The sequence below is a fragment of the Cohnella yongneupensis genome, from assembly GCF_042655785.1.
Classification (GTDB): Bacteria; Bacillota; Bacilli; order Paenibacillales; family Paenibacillaceae; genus Cohnella; species Cohnella yongneupensis.
In genome coordinates this window covers 1-695 of record NZ_JBHSNC010000015.1, presented here as the reverse complement: position 1 = coordinate 695, position 695 = coordinate 1, and the positions used below count along the sequence as shown (strand labels likewise).

Below are 695 nucleotides of genomic sequence, written 5' to 3'. Positions count from 1 at the left end.
GTCCACAGCTGCGCAAGCAGAGTGGCGCGTTACCGTAAATGACGCCTCGGTGTTCAGTTTTGAAAGGGCAACCTTTCAGTTAATCCGGTTTGGTGGCAAAGGCGGAGGGGTTCCACGCGTACCCATCCCGAACACGACCGTTAAGTCCTCCAGCGCCGATGGTACTTGGACCGCAGGGTCCTGGGAGAGTAGGACGTCGCCAAGCCGGGCCTTTAACATCTTAGCAGCATTGAGATGCTAAAAGCCTATTTACATTTTAGAGCTTAATAACGATGGCCTTTAGCTCAGCTGGTTAGAGCGCACCCCTGATAAGGGTGAGGTCGGTGGTTCGAGTCCACTAAGGCCAACCAAATATTTTCCCATGGGGACTTAGCTCAGCTGGGAGAGCACCTGCCTTGCACGCAGGGGGTCAGCGGTTCGATCCCGCTAGTCTCCACCATATTCATCCTCATGTCAGTCGAAATTACCAACTTTTGATGGTTGAATGGTGACGAACGACGTGATAAGATGAACTTCCTGCCAAAGAGGCAGACAACTTGTACCTTGAAAACTGGATAGCGAAACAAAGCGCGAAAGAATGAAACATCTCTAGCCTTACTAGTGTCGTCAATGTGATTTCGGTCATGTTGTGGTTAAGCTAATAAGTGCGCACGGAGGATGCCTAGGCGCCAGGAGCCGAAGAAGGACGCGACGAA

The 695-nt window shown here is 51.5% G+C and carries 2 tRNA genes and 1 rRNA gene; all 3 read left to right on the top strand.

Annotation, left to right across the window (positions count from 1 at the left end):
* Positions 1-88 precede the first annotated feature (88 nt).
* The 3 genes from rrf to ACFPQ4_RS05350 all read left to right on the top strand — a co-directional run bounded on the left by rrf (position 89) and on the right by ACFPQ4_RS05350 (position 439).
* Positions 89-205, top strand: a 5S ribosomal RNA gene (gene rrf / locus ACFPQ4_RS05360).
* Between the two features lie 68 nt (positions 206-273).
* Positions 274-350 (top strand) — tRNA-Ile (locus tag ACFPQ4_RS05355).
* A gap of 13 nt (positions 351-363) precedes the next feature.
* A tRNA-Ala gene (locus ACFPQ4_RS05350) sits at positions 364-439 on the top strand.
* Positions 440-695 lie beyond the last annotated feature (256 nt).